Genomic DNA, 958 nt, shown 5'->3' with positions numbered 1-958 from the left:
CGGGCCGAGGATAGGCAGATTTTCCTATCCATCGGCTATTCCAGTTGCCACTGGTGTACGGTCATGGAGGGCGAGGCCTTCTCCAACCCTGAAATTGCCGCCTTTTTGAATGCCCATTTTTTGCCCATCAAGGTGGATCGCGAGGAGCGGCCGGATCTCGACAGCATCTACATGCAGGCGTTGCAGCTCATGAGCGGGCAGGGGGGGTGGCCCCTCAATGTTTTCCTCACGCCCGATGACCTGGTGCCCTTTTACGCCGGCACCTATTTTCCCGTAGAGCCCCGCTTTGGCCGCCCGGGGTTTCTGGCCTTGCTGCAGCGCATCCTGCAGTTTTACCGGCAGGAAAAGGAAAAAATAGAGGAGATGAAAGGCCAGATTTTGACGGCTCTGACCACCCTCAGCGACTTAGTGCCGGAAGACCACATTCCCGCCGACCTGCTGCGCTCTGGGATCCCCAAGATCCAGCCTTTGCTCTCCAATGCCGGGGCGGTGCAGCAATTTCCCATGATGCCCTACGCTCAGTTGGTATTGCGTTCGGCCCGCTTCGACCCACCAGAAGGGATCCCCGGCTCGCAGAGCGCTCTGGAACGGGCCAAAGAGCGAGGCATGGCCTTGGTGCTGGGAGGGATCTTTGACCATGTGGCCGGAGGATTTCACCGCTACACTGTGGATCCCACCTGGACGGTGCCCCACTTTGAAAAGATGCTCTACGACAACGGGCAGATCCTGGAGTTTCTCTCCGATCTGTGGGCGCACGGTATCCAAGATCCGGCCATTGAGCGGGCGGTGCGGCTGACGGTGGAGTGGGTGGCGCGAGAGATGACCGCCCCTGCCGGGTATTTCTACGCCGCTCAAGATGCCGACAGCTTTGCCCGGGCAGAGGATCGAGAGCCAGAGGAGGGAGAGTTCTACGTCTGGCGCTGGCAGGAGCTGCAGGAGCTCTTGGGGGAAGAAACCT

Annotated in this window: 1 protein-coding gene; it reads left to right on the top strand. The window is 59.9% G+C overall.

Annotated features, from left to right (window positions below; genetic code table 11):
* Positions 1–18 precede the first annotated feature (18 nt).
* On the top strand, positions 19–958 hold a 940-nt coding region (locus tag NW837_RS14250; RefSeq protein ID WP_414332245.1), incomplete at its 3' end, for a thioredoxin domain-containing protein.

The organism is Synechococcus sp. R6-10 (assembly GCF_047461815.1).
GTDB lineage: Bacteria > Cyanobacteriota > Cyanobacteriia > Thermostichales > Thermostichaceae > Thermostichus.
This window is presented reverse-complemented; position numbering and strand designations above follow the sequence as displayed.